The 17,401-nt window shown below is 50.8% G+C and carries 12 protein-coding genes, 1 tRNA gene and 2 rRNA genes; 8 read left to right on the forward strand and 7 right to left on the reverse strand.

The annotated features are described in order from the left end of the window. From EHW56_RS11855 to EHW56_RS11865, 3 genes are all read left to right on the forward strand, one after another. Nucleotides 1–98, forward strand: a 23S ribosomal RNA gene (locus tag EHW56_RS11855); the annotation flags it as partial. 164 nt (nt 99–262) lie between these two features. Continuing rightward, nucleotides 263–378: ribosomal RNA gene (rrf, locus tag EHW56_RS11860) — 5S ribosomal RNA — on the forward strand. Nucleotides 379–479: 101 nt separating this feature from the next. After that, nucleotides 480–556, forward strand: a tRNA-Asp gene (locus EHW56_RS11865). Nucleotides 557–824: 268 nt separating this feature from the next. Here the strand turns inward: EHW56_RS11865 and EHW56_RS11870 are convergent. From EHW56_RS11870 to rdgC, 4 genes are all read right to left on the reverse strand, one after another. Next, nucleotides 825–1,936, reverse strand: a protein-coding gene (locus tag EHW56_RS11870) for an IS3 family transposase (RefSeq protein WP_304610642.1) whose coding sequence is annotated in 2 segments (ribosomal slippage) — nt 825–1,684 and nt 1,684–1,936 — 1,113 coding nt in all. Because the reading frame shifts where the segments join, the coding sequence is not laid out codon by codon here. Nucleotides 1,937–2,007: 71 nt separating this feature from the next. Next, nucleotides 2,008–2,262 (reverse strand): YfhL family 4Fe-4S dicluster ferredoxin, encoded by a 255-nt coding sequence (locus tag EHW56_RS11875; protein WP_152799826.1) that lies wholly within the window; start codon nt 2,260–2,262, stop codon nt 2,008–2,010. Nucleotide 2,263: 1 nt separating this feature from the next. Further along, nucleotides 2,264–3,610, reverse strand: coding sequence for a tRNA 5-hydroxyuridine modification protein YegQ (yegQ, locus tag EHW56_RS11880; protein WP_077667228.1), 1,347 nt, complete (start codon nt 3,608–3,610; stop codon nt 2,264–2,266). Nucleotides 3,611–3,733: 123 nt separating this feature from the next. Then, complete coding sequence (rdgC, locus tag EHW56_RS11885; protein WP_172970039.1) at nt 3,734–4,642, reverse strand: recombination-associated protein RdgC; 909 nt, start codon at nt 4,640–4,642, stop codon at nt 3,734–3,736. A gap of 40 nt (nt 4,643–4,682) precedes the next feature. On the opposite strand from rdgC, the gene EHW56_RS11890 reads away from it, so the two are divergent. From EHW56_RS11890 to EHW56_RS11910, 5 genes are all read left to right on the forward strand, one after another. Continuing rightward, a complete protein-coding gene (locus tag EHW56_RS11890; protein WP_077579565.1) occupies nt 4,683–6,038 on the forward strand; it encodes an exonuclease SbcCD subunit D C-terminal domain-containing protein in 1,356 nt (451 codons plus the stop codon). 3 nt (nt 6,039–6,041) lie between these two features. Continuing rightward, a complete protein-coding gene (locus tag EHW56_RS11895; protein WP_152799824.1) occupies nt 6,042–9,809 on the forward strand; it encodes an AAA family ATPase in 3,768 nt (1,255 codons plus the stop codon). Nucleotides 9,810–9,916: 107 nt separating this feature from the next. Beyond that, nucleotides 9,917–10,606 carry a phosphate regulon transcriptional regulator PhoB gene (gene phoB / locus EHW56_RS11900; RefSeq protein WP_046075035.1) on the forward strand — a complete coding sequence of 230 codons (690 nt, stop codon included), beginning with the start codon at nt 9,917–9,919 and terminating at the stop codon, nt 10,604–10,606. Nucleotides 10,607–10,644: 38 nt separating this feature from the next. After that, entirely contained in the window at nt 10,645–11,940 is a 1,296-nt protein-coding gene (gene phoR, locus EHW56_RS11905) for a phosphate regulon sensor histidine kinase PhoR (RefSeq protein WP_077579567.1), read from the forward strand. Further along, on the forward strand, nt 11,934–12,908 hold the full coding sequence (locus EHW56_RS11910) for a PstS family phosphate ABC transporter substrate-binding protein (protein ID WP_077579568.1): 975 nt from the start codon (nt 11,934–11,936) through the stop codon (nt 12,906–12,908). The genes phoR and EHW56_RS11910 overlap by 7 nt, the downstream gene beginning before the upstream one ends. A 66-nt stretch (nt 12,909–12,974) precedes the next feature. Here EHW56_RS11910 and ppx read toward each other — a convergent pair whose 3' ends face one another. The 3 genes from ppx to EHW56_RS11925 are packed head-to-tail and all read right to left on the reverse strand — an operon-like array spanning nt 12,975 to nt 17,106. Beyond that, the gene (gene ppx / locus EHW56_RS11915) at nt 12,975–14,486 is read right to left on the reverse strand and encodes an exopolyphosphatase (protein WP_152799822.1); all 1,512 of its coding nucleotides are present in this window, start codon (nt 14,484–14,486) and stop codon (nt 12,975–12,977) included. Next, nucleotides 14,461–16,575, reverse strand: a complete 2,115-nt coding sequence (gene ppk1, locus EHW56_RS11920; RefSeq protein WP_152799820.1) for a polyphosphate kinase 1 — start codon at nt 16,573–16,575, stop codon at nt 14,461–14,463. Before ppk1 ends, ppx begins: the two co-directional genes overlap by 26 nt. 21 nt (nt 16,576–16,596) lie before the next feature. Continuing rightward, nucleotides 16,597–17,106 (reverse strand): glycine cleavage system protein R, encoded by a 510-nt coding sequence (locus EHW56_RS11925; protein WP_077579571.1) that lies wholly within the window; start codon nt 17,104–17,106, stop codon nt 16,597–16,599. Nucleotides 17,107–17,401 lie beyond the last annotated feature (295 nt).

Raw genomic sequence — 17,401 nt, forward strand, 5'->3', positions numbered from 1 at the left:
TAAAGGGTTGTTCTAGACTAGAACGTTGATAGGCAGGGTGTGTAAGCGCTGTGAGGCGTTGAGCTAACCTGTACTAATTGCCCGTGAGGCTTAACCATACAACACCCAAGAGGTTTTGGGTTGGACTCAAATAAAGCCAGTTGATTGTGGCGAGAACGAACAGCTTTCTAGATTTAGGAACGAATTTATCAAATACATCCTTGTATTTGACCCTGACGGGCCGCACTAAAGTGCGTTAAATTTTGTTCCAGACAAAATTTTGCTTGGCGACCATAGCGCTTTGGACCCACCTGACTCCATGCCGAACTCAGTAGTGAAACGAAGCAGCGCCGATGGTAGTGTGGGGTCTCCCCATGTGAGAGTAGGACATCGCCAGGCTTGCTTTCTTGTTTTCGGATTTTTGGAAAAATCTGAAGGCAAAAACAGATTTAATCATCAAAGCAAATAGATGTAAGACTTTGATGAGACAGAATTGGTGCGGAGTGGTAGTTCAGTTGGTTAGAATACCGGCCTGTCACGCCGGGGGTCGCGGGTTCGAGTCCCGTCCACTCCGCCACTACTTAGAAACCCTAGCTGAAAAGCTGGGGTTTTTTGCGTTTAGGCCCGGAGTAAATAGCCTGCTTATGTTAAAAGCAGAACCCTAGGGTACCAATTGCGATATGTGTGAGCCTGAGCGCCTGAACGCAACCCCTTCATTTGAGACTGCCATGTATTACTGTTAAGCGCTTAGCGTTAGTTCACTGTTGTAGAGTAGATTGATATAGACATAAAAAAAGCGCCTTGCGGCGCTTTTAATGGCTTAGGCCATTGTAACCCTCCCTGTTTTAGTGGCACTCTAAATTAGAGTTTTTCCTACTTTCATGCCTTGCTAAATACTCCCAAGGAGTCAGATCATCGAGTGAGTCATGAGGGCGTTCATCGTTGTATTCCTTCATCCAGTTTTCTGTCAGGTCGCGGACTTCGCTCAAGGTTTTAAACACGTACATGTTGAGTATTTCTGTCCGATAAGTTCGGTTAAATCGCTCTATATAGGAGTTCTCCGTTGGTTTACCTGGACGAATAAATTCCAACTCAACTGCGTTCTCTTCCGCCCATTCAGCCAGAGTGGTCGAGATAAATTCAGGGCCATTATCCATGCGCAGCTTACTGGGGTACCCTCGCCAGGCAATAATGCGTTCTAGCACCCTTATGATGCGTGGTGCTGGCAGATTGAGATCTACTTCAATCGCTAGTACCTCACGGTTGAAATCGTCCACGACATTGAACGTACGAAAGCGCCTGCCGCAGAGCAAAGAGTCACTCATGAAATCGATAGACCAGCAACTGTTGATCGACTCTGGACATACCAGTGGTGCTGGATTTCGTTTAGGTAGGCGCTTTTTTCCCTTGCGCCGTAGGTTTAGCTTGAGCGAACAGTACACTCGATGGACTCGTTTATGATTCCATCGGTGTCCCCAGCGCCTAAGTACTTTAAATAATTTGCCAAAACCGTATGCAGGATAACGCTCTGCTGCGTCCTGCAACTTCGCGATAACCTCATCATCTCGATGCAGATCTGGTCGGTAACGATAGACTGAGTCGCTAATGCCAACTACGCGGCAGGCCATTCGCAAACTGACCTGATAGTGTTTGCGAGCGTAATCGACAAGCTCGCGCTTAACCGCTGGCTCTACAGCTTTTTTTCCAGAATATCTTTAACGATACGGTGTTCAAGGCTTAGGTCGGCAAACATTTGCTTGAGCCTCCGGTTCTCATCCTCAAGCTCTTTAAGCCGTTTAACATCTGACGCTTCCATCCCACCATACTTGGACTTCCAGTTGTAGTATGTCGCATCAGAGATGCCATATTCACGACAGACTTCGTTGACCTTTCGGCCTGCTTCGACTTCCTTCAAGATCTTTACGATTTGTGTTTCTGTGTAGCGTGATTTTTTCATCATGCGTTCTCCGTTTGTTTCAGTGTAAACGGAAAAACTCTAATTGCTAATGACCAGTTTTTTGGGGAGGGTTACACCATCCCTTGGATGACCACAAATTTTTCTAAGAGCTGATCCTCTGTCTCGACATTATCGGGATCGGTGATAATGCATTTGGAGATAGGGCAGACAGACTGACACGTTGGCTTGTCGTAATGGCCTTTACACTCGGTACATAAATCTGGCTCGATCTCAAAGATCTCGGAACCCATCGAGATGGCCCCGTTGGGACACTCGGGCTCACACATATCGCAGTTTATGCATTTATCGGTGATGAGTAGTGCCATATTACTTACCCGATGGGTTACGTGTATCTTGTCCTGATTGCAGGTTACGCATCAGTAGCGCGTACTCTAGATCCATATCTTCTGGCACAGGAATAAATACGAAGTGGCCGCTACCTTTGGCATCAGTGATGGTTTCTGACTTACGGTTTTCCATCGCTTCTAGGGTGAAATGGACATTGCCTCGCGGTGTCATCAGCTCAAGGCTGTCACCGAGCATAAATTTGTTTTTCACTTCCACTTCAGCCAGATCGCCACGGCGCTTGCCAGTGAATTCGCCGACAAATTGCTGCTGTTCAGAAATCGAATAGCCGTAGTCATAGTTTTGGTAGCTATCGTGGGTATGACGACGCAAAAAGCCTTCGGTGTAGCCTCGGTGTGCAAGGTTCTCGAGGGTATTCATCAGGCTCTCATCGAACGGTTTACCGGCCACGGCATCATCAATTGCTTGTCGATACACCTGTGCGGTGCGTGCGCAGTAATAGAAAGACTTAGTGCGACCTTCGATTTTTAGCGAGTGCACGCCCATTTGGGTCAAGCGTTCAACGTGCTGAATGGCGCGCAAGTCTTTTGAGTTCATGATGTAGGTGCCGTGCTCATCTTCGTACGCGGCCATCAACTCACCCGGGCGTCCGCCTTCTTCAAGCAACACGACATCATCAACTGGCTCGCCTTTACCCAGGGTTGGGGTCACTTCTTGAACTTGTACGACTTGGCCTGCGTCGTCTTCTTTGCCTTTATGCACTTTGTAGTCCCAACGGCAGGCGTTGGTACAGGTGCCTTGGTTTGGATCACGCTTATTAATATAGCCTGACAACAGACAACGGCCAGAATACGCCATACATAGCGCGCCGTGAACAAACACCTCAAGCTCCATTTCAGGGCAGTGTTGGCGGATGTCTTCGATCTCTTCCAGTGATAGTTCACGCGATAAGATCACACGTTCAATCCCTTGCTGCTGCCAAAACTTGACGGTCGCCCAGTTAATCGCGTTGGCTTGCACGGAAAGGTGGATTGCCATATCAGGGAAGTGCTCACGTACCATCATAATCAAGCCAGGATCGGACATGATCAGCGCGTCAGGGCCCATATCGATAATTGGCTTTAGATCGCGAATAAAGGTTTTTAGCTTGGCGTTGTGCGGCTGAATGTTACAGACCACGTAGAACTTCTTACCCTGCGCATGGGCTTCGTCAATGCCTATTTTCAAGTTGTCGTGGTTAAATTCATTGTTGCGCACACGCAGGCTATAGCGTGGCTGGCCGGCATACACGGCGTCGGCCCCATAGGCGAACGCGTAGCGCATATTCTTTAGGCTACCGGCGGGAGAGAGTAATTCTGGCGTAAACATAATTCCAAGCTTGAGTCTGAGTATAAGTCAGGCACCTTCACGTTGAAGGTGAGTGTGGGCGCCATTTTACTGTGACATTACCCACACTACCAGCCGAATTTACCTAATCTTTGTGGGGATTAGTTAGTCGGTTTTTAAACCGCCTAACGCGGTGAATAAGCCATCTAGAAGGGTGTCGAGCTCGCCGCACATCAGCGATAAGTCGGCATCAAGGCGGGCTGCGACATCTTCTCGGTCGATGTCAGCGTTTTGATCGCGAATTTCCTCGGAGAATTTCAGTCGCTTCACGCTTAAATCATCGCCCAATATGAAGTCGACTTGTTCTTGCCAGTCCATGGACAACTTGGTGACTTGCTTGTCTGCCTCCAGGTGCGCCTGAATTTCATCACTGGTGAGATCTTGCTGTTTACATTTGATCACCCCACCTTCTTCCAGCAGTGCTTTGAGTTCTGCTTCATCACCGAGGTGAAAGCCTTGCGGCGCTTGGCCTTGCTTGACCCACTCGGTCATTGCATGCTCTGCTGGGGTCTCGGTTTCAACGGGAACGACGGGTAAGCTGCCGATGGATTTTCGTAGAAGGGCGAGCAACTCTTCGCCTTTTTTGATACTGGCGGCATCAACTAACACCAAACCTTTATCCGCCATAATCAAAGCGCACATCTGACTTTGACGCGTGAAGGCACGTGGTAAGAGCTCCATGACCACATCGTCTTTTAGGCTATCTTTCTCGCGCTTTTTCAGGCGTTGCCCTTGGGCTTGCTCCATGGCGTCAACTTTCTCTTCCAAGGCGTCTTTGATCACCGACGCGGGAAGCAACTTTTCTTCTTTGCGAGCGCGGATCAGGATATTGTTACCGCTGACATGCGTGAGCATATCGCCATGCTTACCCAGTGCATTGTCCCAGCCAAACTTTTGCATGTCCTGGCTGCCACAAGGGGTAAAGTCGAACTCCCTCAGCTGGCTTTCCAGTTGTGTTGGATCGAGGGGAATATCACGGGTAAGACGATAGACGAGTAAATTCTTAAACCAAATCATGGCGAGGCTTTATCCATCCTGTTGTGAGAAAGGCAACATGGTATTGCATTCACTCTCGAATGTCGCTGCAATTAGCGTAGAATTTAACCCTGCTCGCGACTTCAGCGAGACAAACTTGCCCAGCTTCCTCAATGAACGGATTACCTCAGTTGTGTTAAAGATCATTCATACCTCCGATTGGCACCTTGGTCATCAGCTACATGGCTATGATCGCCAATATGAACATCAAGCCTTTCTCGATTGGCTTAAACAATGCCTCATTGATGAGCAAGCCGATGCCTTATTGGTGGCGGGAGATGTGTTTGACAGCGCCAACCCACCCGCTAGCGCTTGGCGAATGCTGTATCGTTTTTTGGCTGATGTTGCCAAAGCACTGCCACACTTAAATGTGGTGATCACCGGCGGGAACCATGACTCACCTAGCAAACTCGACGCCCCACACGAGCTACTGAAAGCCTTTGATTTACACTTAATTGGTGCCATTGCCCGTGACAGTGACGGTCACCTAGATACAGAACGTATGCGAGTGCCTATTACCGATAAGTCAGGCGACGTCGCGGCTTGGGTATTGGCGGTGCCTTTTTTGCGAAGTGGTGATTTGCGTACAGAAGGACTCGATGAAAAGGATGATCGGCTTATTGAGGGAGTGCGAAGTATTTATCAGCAAACGGAGCAAGCTGGGCGTGAAAACGCGCGCGCTGATCAGGCATTGATAGCGATGGGCCATGTGTATATGGCCAGTGGTGAGTTGTCAGAAATGTCAGAGCGGCGCATTCTTGGGGGGAATCAGCATGCGCTGCCGGCGGATATTTTCAGTGAGGATATTGCCTATGTCGCGCTTGGACATTTGCATTTAGCTCAGCAAGTGGCAAAGCAAACACGGATTCGTTATTGCGGATCGCCCATCCCTTTGTCGTTATCCGAACGCCACTATCGGCACCAAGTGTTAGCGGTAACGCTTGAAGACAATCAGCTACAAAGTGTGATCCCACATTATGTGCCGCGTGCCGTTGATTTATGGCGGGTTCCGGAACAGCCCTCACCGTTGGAAACAGTACTCGACGCACTGGCGGGACTCACGCTTGAGCCTTTACCGCTGTCGCAGCAACCTTTGCTTGATGTCCCTGTTTTGTTAGATAAACCCCAGCCGATGCTCAGGGAAAAAATTCTAGCGGCCTTGGATGGTAAACCTGTGCGGCTTGCCAAAATCACACCGCATTATCGCGAGCAACCACAAACAAGTGGCTTTCGACAGCAACGTCTCTCGGAGGTCGAGCCCTATCAGGTGCTTCGCCATGGTTGGCAGCAAAAGTATCAAGGTGAACCTGATACGGCGTTATCAGCAACGTTTTCTCAGTTATTGGAGCAACTGGAACAGGACGAGGATCAATAAACGATGAAAATCCTGGCATTACGTGGCGAGAATTTGGCCAGCATTCAACATCCGTTTGCATTGGACTTTTCACAAGGACCGCTGGGTGACAGTGGCTTGTTTGCGATCACAGGCAAAACGGGCGCGGGAAAGTCGACGCTTTTGGATGCGATTTGCTTGGCGCTTTACGACAAGATCCCGCGCTTTCAGTCCAATAAAAAGCATGATGCGGATATTGGCTTGGGCGACCCGACCACTCGGGTTAAAGCCAATGATGTGCGCAGTATCTTATCGCGTGGTAAAGGCGAGGGGTACGCGGAAGTGGATTTTGTCGCCTATGATGGCAGCCGTTGGCGTGCGCATTGGTCGGTGCGCCGTGCGCGCGGTAAGGCGGACGGCCGTATACAGGCGAGCGAGCATTGGTTGGAGAACCTCGCCACAGGCCAACGTATCGCCGGTAAAAAACAGGAAGTACTCAGTGAAATAGAGCGCTTAGTGGGACTGAGCTATGAACAGTTCCGCCGTGCGGTGATGTTACCGCAAGGGGATTTTGCCGCTTTCTTAAAAGCGTCTGCAGATGATAGAGCGGCCTTGCTTGAGCGCATGACAGGCACTGAAATATATAGCCGGCTGTCGCAAATGGCGCACGAGCGGGCACGTGATGAAAAGCAAGCACTGGATCAACTGACCCAACAGTTGGGCGATATTCAGTTACTCACGGATGACGAAGAACAGCAATTGCATCAAGAGCAGACGCAATGCCAGCAGCACATTCACGATTTACACACTCAGCTCCGAAAACTCAATGACTATCGCCAACAACACACGCATTTTGCGCAAGCGCAGCAGGGCGTTGAGACGGCTCAGCAGGCGCTCGATGAAGCGAGTGAAGCGCGAGAGAGCATTGCCGCCCGGCGTGACGCGTTGGACGAGATAGAGCGTGTCCAAGTAGCTCGGGACGATTGGCAAGCGGTGCAGACCACCCAATGGCAACGCCAGGCGCTCACACTCGAACGCCATCAGCTCGCGCGTGAAGAACGTCGTATAGCCCAAGCGTATGAACAAGAGGCTGAACGTTGGCGCGACGCTAATCGGGCAGTGGCGGAGGCCGAGCAAAGCTGGGCGGAGCTTGAGCCTAAAGTACGGCAAGCGCAACAGATAGATACCCAACTGTCTGGCATTGAACGGCAAATGCATGAGCAAAACCTAGCGCTGAATGAGCAACAGCAAAAGTATCGACAAGCCCAACAGTCTTTTGCGCAAGCGCGTGCGCAAGCCGAACAACAGCAACAACGTGAGGCGGCGATAGAAAAAGAAATCGCCCGTTATGGTGACTTTTCTCATGTGGCGGAACACTATCAACCTGTGTTTGATAACCTGCGCCAGTACCTCGATTGCCAAGATACACTCTCTGCGCTGCAAGAAGAGTATCAAGCCCGTTATCATCAGCAGCAACACTGGCAGCCGCAACGTGACAAGTTGGACAAAGACATTGCCCAAGTTGATGACAGCAGTGGGCAGCTGAAAGCCAAGCGACAAGCGTTAGAGCCTGAGGCGCTGCAGGCAAATCAAGACGCGGATCAGGTGCGGTATAGCAAACTGCACACGCAAAAGCAGCAGCAAGAAGCGGTGCTCAATGAGGGAAAAAACTGGCAGTATTGGCAAGAGCGCTGTCAGCATAACCAAGCGGAGCTGGAAAAACATCAAGCACTGTTTGCAGACAGCCAAACCCAGTTAGCGCATTTGAAAGACACGCTGACCCGTGAGCAGGCTCAGGTCGAAGAAGCACAAAATAGCCTCCAACAGGCGATGGCGGTGGTCGAGCTTGATGATCTTCGCCAAACTTTACACGAGGGGGATCCTTGCCCGCTCTGTGGGGCCACCGAACACCCCTACCTGCACCATGCCCCCGCGATTGAAGGCATGATCGCGCAGCAGCAGGCGCGTGTAGACGCCTTGCAAGCATCGTATAACCAACATCACGCCGAGTATTATTACTGGCAAAGGCAGCACCAGCAAAGCCAGCACGCGTGTGCCGAGTTAAAAGAGCAGGGAGCGGTTTGGCAGGCTGAGCGACAGCAATGCGAACGAGAGGTACATGCTGCGATCGCTGAGCTGGATGAAACCATCGACTTATCGCGTCCACTCAGTGACATCCTCGGCGAGATTGACGCACAGGCGCAACCAACCTATGCCGAGTATCAAGCCTGTTATCAAGCGATGACAGAGCGCCAACAACAGCTTGCCCACATTCAGCAAATGGATACGGCCATTGCCGAACTCCAGCATGCACGTGAGCAGCTAGTGGCTCGACGTCATCAACTCGACCAGTCACTGACAGAGTGTGAGACACGGCTCAATGCGATTGATGAGCAATGGCAGCAGCAACAGACGCAAGTGACTCGAGTCAGCCAATCGCTGGATCAGCAATTAGGCGCTGGACAGTGGCTGGCGAGCCTGCAACAGGTTGGCGCCGCGCATTATATCCGCCAGATGGAGCAAAAAATTCAAGCCTATCAGGCACTGCAAGACGAAAAAGCGGCGCTTGCTGAGCACAAGCAACAAAGAGAGACCGACCTCGCCTCGCTTTCGCAGCAGTGCCAGAGCTTGTCAGAAAATATTCAAGCCCGGCAAGCCCAACTGGTGACCCTCGCACAAGAGCATCAACAGCAAAGTGCCGCGCGCCAAGCGCTGATCCCGCAATCAGATCTGGAGGCGCTAGAGCGAGCCTACAAAGCGGCCATTGAAGAACAAGCCGTACAACGTAACCAAGCCGAGCAAGCCTACACGCAGGCCAGTGAAAAGCGTGCTGGTGTGCAGGCGCGCCAGCAAACGCTTGATACCCAGCAGCGTGAGGCGGATCAGCGCTACCGCGCAAGTGTGAGACGTTGGATCCAATGGCAGCCGGAACTCGGTGTTCATCAGTATGATTTGATTGGCGCGCTGTCGTATAGCGAGGTATGGCGTGCCAATGAGCGACAGGCAATCAGCGATGTTGAGTCGCGTTATCAAGAAGCCAAAACGCGCCTTGATGAGCGTCAGCAACAGCTTGTTCATTGTCAGCAAACCATGGCAGACACCAAAGCTTGGATAGTGGCACAGCAGCTACCTGATGATGGTGCGTCTCTCAGCGCACAGCAGTCACAGTGGCAGCAAGCGCTTGAGGAGCAGGAGCAGCGCCTCTTTACGCTTCGTCACCAATTGACTGAGTCAGAAAAAGCCAAGCACCAAGCCGGCTCACTGACTGAAAAAATAGAGGCGCAGCGGCATCAAACGGAACAATGGCTAAAATTGGCTGATCTGATTGGCTCCGCGAGCGGGGCGAAGTTCCGAAATCTTGCCCAATCTTTAACCTTGTCTCAGTTAGTGGATATCGCCAATGAGCACTTGGCGTCATTGTCACCACGTTATGCACTGCAAACGGTGCCGGATAGCTTGCTGGCGTTGCAGGTGGTCGATCATGATATGGGTGATGAGGTGCGCAGTGTCGAATCACTGTCTGGCGGAGAGAGCTTTTTAGTCTCGCTCTCGCTGGCGCTAGCACTGGCCTCTTTAGCGGCAGATACCCGCCAGCTTGGCTCTCTATTTATTGATGAGGGCTTCGGCACCCTAGACCCTGATAGCTTAGAAATGGCGTTAGCCTGCCTGGATACCCTGCAAGCGGATGGCCGACAAATTGGGGTGATTTCGCATGTGAATACACTGGTTGAGCGGATTGGCGCACAAGTCCGTGTAGATAGCCAAGGTGGCGGCGCAAGCCGTGTATTAGTGACACAGCAAGGTGTAGGCTAGGTCACAGCCTGTCGACACAAGGGGAAAATAGCTCGCGCTGGGTCACAAAAATGTCATAATAAATCCACATAATGGCGCCAGTTCAATGATAACACTAGGTAATTATCATGGTTAGACGGATTCTCGTTGTTGAAGACGAAGCCCCCATTCGCGAGATGCTTTGTTTTGTACTTGAACAAAAAGGTTATCAAACGGTTGAGGCAGAAGACTACGACTCGGCACTGGCGCAAATATGCGAGCCTTACCCAGAAATGATCCTGATGGATTGGATGTTACCTGGCGGATCGGGGCTCAATCTTATTAAGCACTTAAAGCGGGAAGAGTTAACCCGACAAATCCCCGTGGTAATGCTGACCGCAAGGGGCGAAGAAGAAGACAAAGTGCGAGGCTTAGAAGTAGGGGCCGATGACTACATCACCAAACCTTTCTCGCCGAAAGAGCTGGTGGCGCGATTAAAAGCGGTGATGCGCCGCGTGTCGCCGACAACCTTGGATGATGTCATTGAAGTACAAGGGTTGAAGCTTGACCCTGTCTCGCATCGAGTGACCGCCAATGATAATCCGCTAGACATGGGGCCGACCGAGTTTAAGCTGCTGCACTTTTTCATGACCCATCAAGAGCGAGTATATAGCCGCGAGCAGCTACTCAATAACGTGTGGGGCACCAATGTCTATGTTGAAGATAGAACGGTGGATGTGCATATTCGTCGCTTGCGCAAAGTGCTGGAAGCCGGTGGACACGCTAAACTGGTACAAACCGTGCGCGGCGCTGGATATCGTTTCTCAACACGTAGTTAAATCCCGCCTACATCAGGTGTAGGCTGCATGGAGACGCAATGGTTGAACGACTGTCTTGGAAGAAGCTAGCCTGGGAGCTGGCTTTTTTTTATTTACCTTGGTTTATCATAGGTTGGCTGTTTGGTGGCCTACCTTGGCTATTGCTTGGCGCCACCGTTGCCATGCTGCTTTGGCACCTGCATCAGCAAGTCAAGCTGTCGGATTGGCTTTGGAAAGACAAAAGCCTAATGCCACCCTCAGGCACCGGCTCCTGGGAGCCTTTGTTTAATGGGATTTATCGCTTACAAAAGCGTAATCGTCGTCGCCGTAAGGAACTGGCGAATCTGATTCGTCGCTTTCGTAACGGGGCAGAGTCTTTACCGGATGCGGTGGTGGTTTTTGAGCGTGACGGTGCCATTGTTTGGTGTAACAAATTAGCTCAAGAACTGCTCGGCTTGCGTATGCCTGATGATAATGGCCAGCATATCAGTAATCTTATCCGCGCCCCTGAATTCGTCAGTTATATTGCTGATGCCAATTACGATGTGCCGCTCGAGATGCGCTCTCACCTCAATAGCGCGCGCACACTTGAGTTCCGGACTATGCCCTATGCGGAAGGCGAATATTTGATGGTGGTGCGTGATATCACTCAGTTGAAGCAACTGGAAGGGATGCGCCGCAACTTTTTCGCCAATGTTTCACACGAGCTACGCACGCCGATGACGGTTTTACGTGGCTACTTAGAAATGACTGAAGATCCGGAGATGGTCGTTGGCCCCATGTGGCCGAAAGCACATGGGGTGATGACCGAGCAATTGTCTCGGATGGAGTCACTGGTAGAACAGCTTTTGACCCTGTCTAAAATTGAAGCAGCGGCCAAGCCTGAGCTGGATCATCATGTGGATGTGCCAGCCATGCTTGATGTGCTACAAAAAGAAGCCCAAGCCTTAAGTGGTGATAGTGAGCATGTACTTACGTTTGAAGTTGATACCAGCCTTAAAGTGAAAGGCAATGACGATCAATTACGCAGTGCGATTTCCAACCTAGTTTATAACGCAGTAAAGCACACCCCGCCCAAAGCTGGGATCACTGTGCGTTGGTATCGCGCAAGCAAAGGCCCACGCTTGGAAGTACAGGACAGTGGTGAGGGGATCGCGCCGCAACATCTGGATCGGTTAACTGAGCGTTTTTATCGGGTGGATAAAGCCCGCTCCCGTGAAACGGGTGGCAGTGGCTTAGGGTTGGCGATCGTAAAACATGCGTTAAGTCATCACGATGCGGAATTAGATATTCAAAGTGAACTCGGGGTGGGGAGCACGTTCTCCTTTACCTTACCGGAGCGGTTAGCATGTTAAAGCGGTTTATTGCCACAGCCAGCCTGCTAGTGAGCATGGCGGGCTTTAGTCATGCCGACACGCTGCCTGATTATCAACGTAGCAGCGGTATATCCGGTAACTTGAGCTCTGTCGGCTCAGACACCCTAGCCAATATGATGGCCGCTTGGACTGACGGGTTCAAACGGCTACATCCAGGGGTGAATATACAGCTACAAACGCCAGGCTCTGCCTCCGCCGCCCCCGCGCTGGTGGAAGGGACCGCACAACTTGGCCCCATGAGTCGTCCGATGCGGGTCAGTGAAGAAAATGCGTTTCAAGCACGTTTTGGCTATCCTCCTACCGCGGTACCCGTTGCGGTGGATGCGATGGCCGTCTATGTCCACCAAGACAACCCTTTACGCACCATCAGTTTTCAACAGTTGGATGCGGTATTTTCTCGCACCCTCTGGTGTGGGGCGAGTAAACCGGTGGCAACCTGGGGGCAATTGGGCTTATCAGGCCGTTGGGCCAACCGAGATTTGCAATTATTCGGCCGTAACTCGGTATCCGGTACCTATGGTTATTTTAAGCAAGCAGCGTTGTGTCGTGGGGATTTTCGAGCCGATGTGAATGAGCAGCCCGGCTCGGCGTCTGTTGTGCAGTCGGTGGCCTCTTCGCTGAATGCGATCGGGTATGCAGGGATCGGCCATCAAGCGTCAGGGGCGCGCATGCTGGCGATTTCACACCAAGGAAAAGAGGCGATAAAGCCCACCCCTTCAGCGATTCGAACGGGTGAGTACCCCCTTACCCGTTATTTATATTTGTATATCAATAAAGCACCCAATCAGCCGCTGGCGCCACTTGAATCGGCATTTATGCGTTATATTTTGTCGGCGCAAGGGCAGAAGGCGGTGAGTCAGCAAGGCTATATTCCCTTGCCGGCTCAAGCGGTGCGTGCGCAAAGACAGGCATTAGGGCTGGATGCGTCGCTAAAAGACTCGCGTTAAGGGTTTAGACGTTTAGGGACTCAGCGTTGCGGAAACGACGGCCTCCACCGAACGCTTGTCGTGCTCTCAGTCGCTAAAGGTCAGCCCCCAGTTTACTGACTGCCAGTATGCCTGCTCTGCTTCCAAGTCCGCCGCGAGCAAACGGTTCTCTTGCAGCCACCCGGTAGGGAAGGTGAGTTGCCATGCCCCTTTTTTGTCGACACTGAGAGCAATCTCTGGCAAGGCCTCGTCGTTACGTTGTGAGTGCAACACACAGGCTAACCGTAGTGCGCAAATCAGCGTCTCGATGAGCTTAGGTTTAAACAAGGTAAACTTAGGCATTTCATTGAGTTTTAGCGCCTTACGATGGAAGCGCGCGAGGGTGGCTAGCACGGTTTGCTGCTCTTGGTTAAACCCAGGCAAATTGGTGTTGCGCAGAATATACGCAGAATGCTTGTGGTAGCCAGGATAACCAATGCTTAACCCCACTTCGTGCAGCAGCGCAGCCCAATTCAAAAGCCCGGCGAGCTCTGCTTTCTTACTACCCTTATCCGGCTCGGCTTGCGCATAAAAATACGCGGCTGTATGTTGCACGCGACGGGCGTGACTCAGGTCGATGTTGTAGCGTGCTGCCATATCATCCGTCGTACGACCACGGATATCGGTACGTTGAAAGCGGTCTTCCATTTCATAGAGCAATCCTTCACGTAACGCACCATCAGAGAAGCGCATCGATTCGATGGCAAGCGCATCAAAGATCCCAGAAAGAATCGCCACGCCTGCGACGAAAACCGGTTGGCGGTCGACCGACAAGCCCGGTAAATCGATACTGTCACTGGTTTTAAACTTCAGCAGTTTTTCGATCAGGTTATCTAACCGCTTACGGGTGATAATGCCGTCTTCATCACCCAGGCCGATAATCACTTCACGAATCGCTTTGATGGTGCCTGACGCGCCGAGCGCCACTTGCCAGCCAGCCTGACGGTATTGAGAAGCCAAGCTTTCTAGCTTTTGTTGGGTGGCCAGCTGTGCGGCGGCAAATTGCTTAGGCGTAATGTTGCCTTTGGGGAAAAAACGCTCGTTATAACTCACGCAGCCAACCCGTTTACTGTTAACCAGTGCGGGCTCAAAGTTATCCCCGATCACTAATTCTGTACTGCCGCCCCCAATATCAATCACTAACTTCCGGCCAACGTTTTGCTGCGTGTGGGAGACGCCCATGTAAATAAGACGCGCCTCTTCCTCCCCGGAAATAATTTCAATCGGGTAGGGCAAAACCTGTCTTGCCCGCTTGATGAAGGTGTCGACATTGCGGGCCTGGCGCAAGGTGTGGGTGGCGGCGATACGGACATTCTCCATATCTAAGCCGTTCAGCCGTTCAGCGAACATGGCTAAGCACTCGACACCACGGCTGATCGCCTCATCACTGAGGCAATGTTGATCATCCAACCCTGCAGCCAGTCGCACACGTTGTTTATGGCGACTCACTATCTGTAACCCTTCGCCAACGACGCGCGCGACGACCATATGAAAACTGTTAGAGCCGAGATCAACCGCTGCGATTTCGCGCGGCTTATCCTTTGACTGGGGGTGTGTCATGTTGCAACTTTTCCGCGTTTTTGAGTTCCTGGCGCTCTGCGTGCTTAAGGTAATCATAGATCTCGGTCTGAGAGCGGATCTTTTTCTTGTTACCCCGTTTGACGTAGGCGTTGGACATGGCTTTATCGATAACGCGGGCTTTCGCGCGATCGGAAAATTGAATCTCCAAGATGGCCATGATGCGATCTTTCAGTCTGGGATCGCGAATGGGAGCCCCAACTTCAATCCGGTTATCGATGTTGCGAGTCATCCAATCGGCAGACGAAATATACATATCACGTTCACCGCCGTTTTCAAAGGCAAACACGCGGGGATGCTCTAAGAAGCGATCAACAATGCTGATTGCTTTGATATTCTGACTGACCCCTTTAACCCCAGGCACTAGCGAGCACATGCCGCGTACGATGATGCGAATTTTCACCCCTTCATTGCTGGCTTTGTACAGCAGGTTCACTAGGCCTTTGTCGACTAGGTTGTTGACCTTGAGCGTAATACCTGACTTACGCTTGGCCTGCGCATGTTCAATTTCACGCTCAATCAGTTTATACATACGACGCCGCGAGTTACGTGGCGAGACAATTAAGTGGTTGAACTTTACAGGACGATACGGGTTTTCAATAAACTCAAATACTTTGCGGATTTCTGACGTCAATGGCTGATCCGCTGTAAACAGCGCGAAGTCGGTATAAATACGCGCCGTTTTTTCATGAAAGTTACCTGTGCCGATATGGCCATAATCGCGTAGCACGCCGTCTTCACGACGAGAAATTAAACACAGTTTCGAGTGAATTTTGAGCCCTGGCGTGCCAAACACGACTTTTACGCCAGCATCCGTGAGCACCCGTGACCATTCGATGTTGGCTTCTTCATCAAAACGTGCTTGCAGCTCGACCACGACGGTCACGCGTTTTCCGTTGTTGGCAGCATCAATCATCGAGTTGATAATGCGAGAGTTTTTCGCCACACGATAGACGTTAATCCGAATACTACGCACTTTAGGATCAAACGACGCCTGACGCACCAGTTCAGTCATATGGCGGAACGTATGATAGGGATAATAAAGTAGAATATCGCGTTCGCGAATAGCATCGAAGGCATTGTTTTGTAGCTGAAAATCAGCCGATTCGAACGGTGGCAAAGGCGGGTTTTCCAGGTATTTACGTCCAACGTTCGGAAAGCCGATAAAATCACGAAAGTTGTGATAGCGAGCACCCGGTAAGACACTGTCGTAGTCGGAGATTTTTAATACCTGAATCAATTTGCTCACCATTTCCGGTGGCATATCGCGTTGATAAACAAACCGAACCGGTAGGGCGGTTAAACGCTGATCCAAGCTCTCTGACATGTTTTCAAGCAGGCTGTGCTCCACTTCATTGGTCAGATCGTATTCCGCATCGCGGGTCATCTTCATCGCGTACGCTTCGACAGTATCGTAGTCGAAAAAACCACTAAAAATTTGGTCTAAACACAAACGGATAATGTTATCGAGTAAAATGATGGTTTTTCGCTGCCGTTTTCCTTTTGGCTCAGGAACTTTAACAAAGCGTTCTAATTCATCAGTTGGGATCTCTATCAGCGCATACTTGGGCTCTTCCCCTTCTTTTTTCAGCTGTACGGCGAGGTAAGAGTAGGCATCTTTCAAAAAGCTTAAAACATCGACGTCCTTGTTAAGCATAATTGGCGTGATGTAAGGCAAAATATTGCTTCTAAAATAACGTTTTAGCCACTGCGCTTGATGATCAGAGAGTTGACGTTCGTTAACTAAAAAAATATGGCGGCGTGCCATTTCGAGCAAGATATCGTTGTAAAGATGATCAAAATCTTGATTCAGTTTGACGACTTTCGCTTGAATCTTGCTCAATAGCTCTTTGGCATGACTTTCCACTCCGCGTTCTTCATCGATAATGATGCGCCGTTTCACGTCGGCAAACCGTACTTGATAAAACTCGTCAAGGTTGGATGAAAAAATGCCTAAAAACCGAACTCGCTCAATAATAGGCACACTTTTGTCCGCGGCCTCTTGCAGGACACGTTCATTAAAAGAAAGCCAGCTAAGTTCTTTGTCGACATGATAAGAGTCTAAAGTCATAACGCGTAAGAAAATCCTGTTCTACTGAATAAAATTGCTGTCAAAATCGACAATCAAGTCGTCTGACAGCGTTTCAAGGGCTTCATGCAATACGTTAATGTCCGCCGCCGGCGGAACCGTTAAATAAAAATCTGCGGTGAAAATTTGCCCGCCCGTATTGGCGGCGCTTTGTGTTTGCGTGTTGAGTTTGTTGATGGTGACGCCATGAGCGGCGAGCAGCTGGCTGAGCGCTTGCACAATGCCGCGCCTGTCGTTGCCTGTTACCGACAACGTATGGGTAATCGGAGACGGTGAGGCGGGCGTCGCATCGGTGATGAGCAACTGTAAACCATCGAGCGCGCGTAACGCATGGACCAGCGCATCAGCGTACGTGTCTGACACTGAAATGTGAATGATGCCGGCAAACTGCCCTGCTAGCTGACTGAGTCGGCTGGCTTGCCAGCTGCCGTGATGATTGAAAACCGTGTGTGATATTTGATCAACGAGGCCAGCGCGATCTGGGCCCACTAATGTGATAACAAAGTGCTTCATGCGTGATCCTTACGGCGATTCTTTAGGCAATTATTGAGGCCAGTCAAGGTGTTGTCTATGCTGCTGGAGGCTAAACTCACGAAAGTGTGCCCAATATCAACTTGAGCAAGCCTAAAGCCCGTTTGTTGCATATTTATTGCGTGGCGATAGCGTGACTAGGCGTTGATGACCACTCACGATACACTGGACGACAGTGATGCGATGCCGTGTTTTTGAAAGGCGGCGTCGTGCGTCTCGCTGTCACAAAATTGTCATTGTAATGACATACAATACAGGGCTTGCTTAATAAAAAGAG

The sequence above is a fragment of the Salinivibrio sp. VGrn1 genome (genome assembly GCF_009377995.1).
Lineage (GTDB): Bacteria > Pseudomonadota > Gammaproteobacteria > Enterobacterales > Vibrionaceae > Salinivibrio > Salinivibrio siamensis.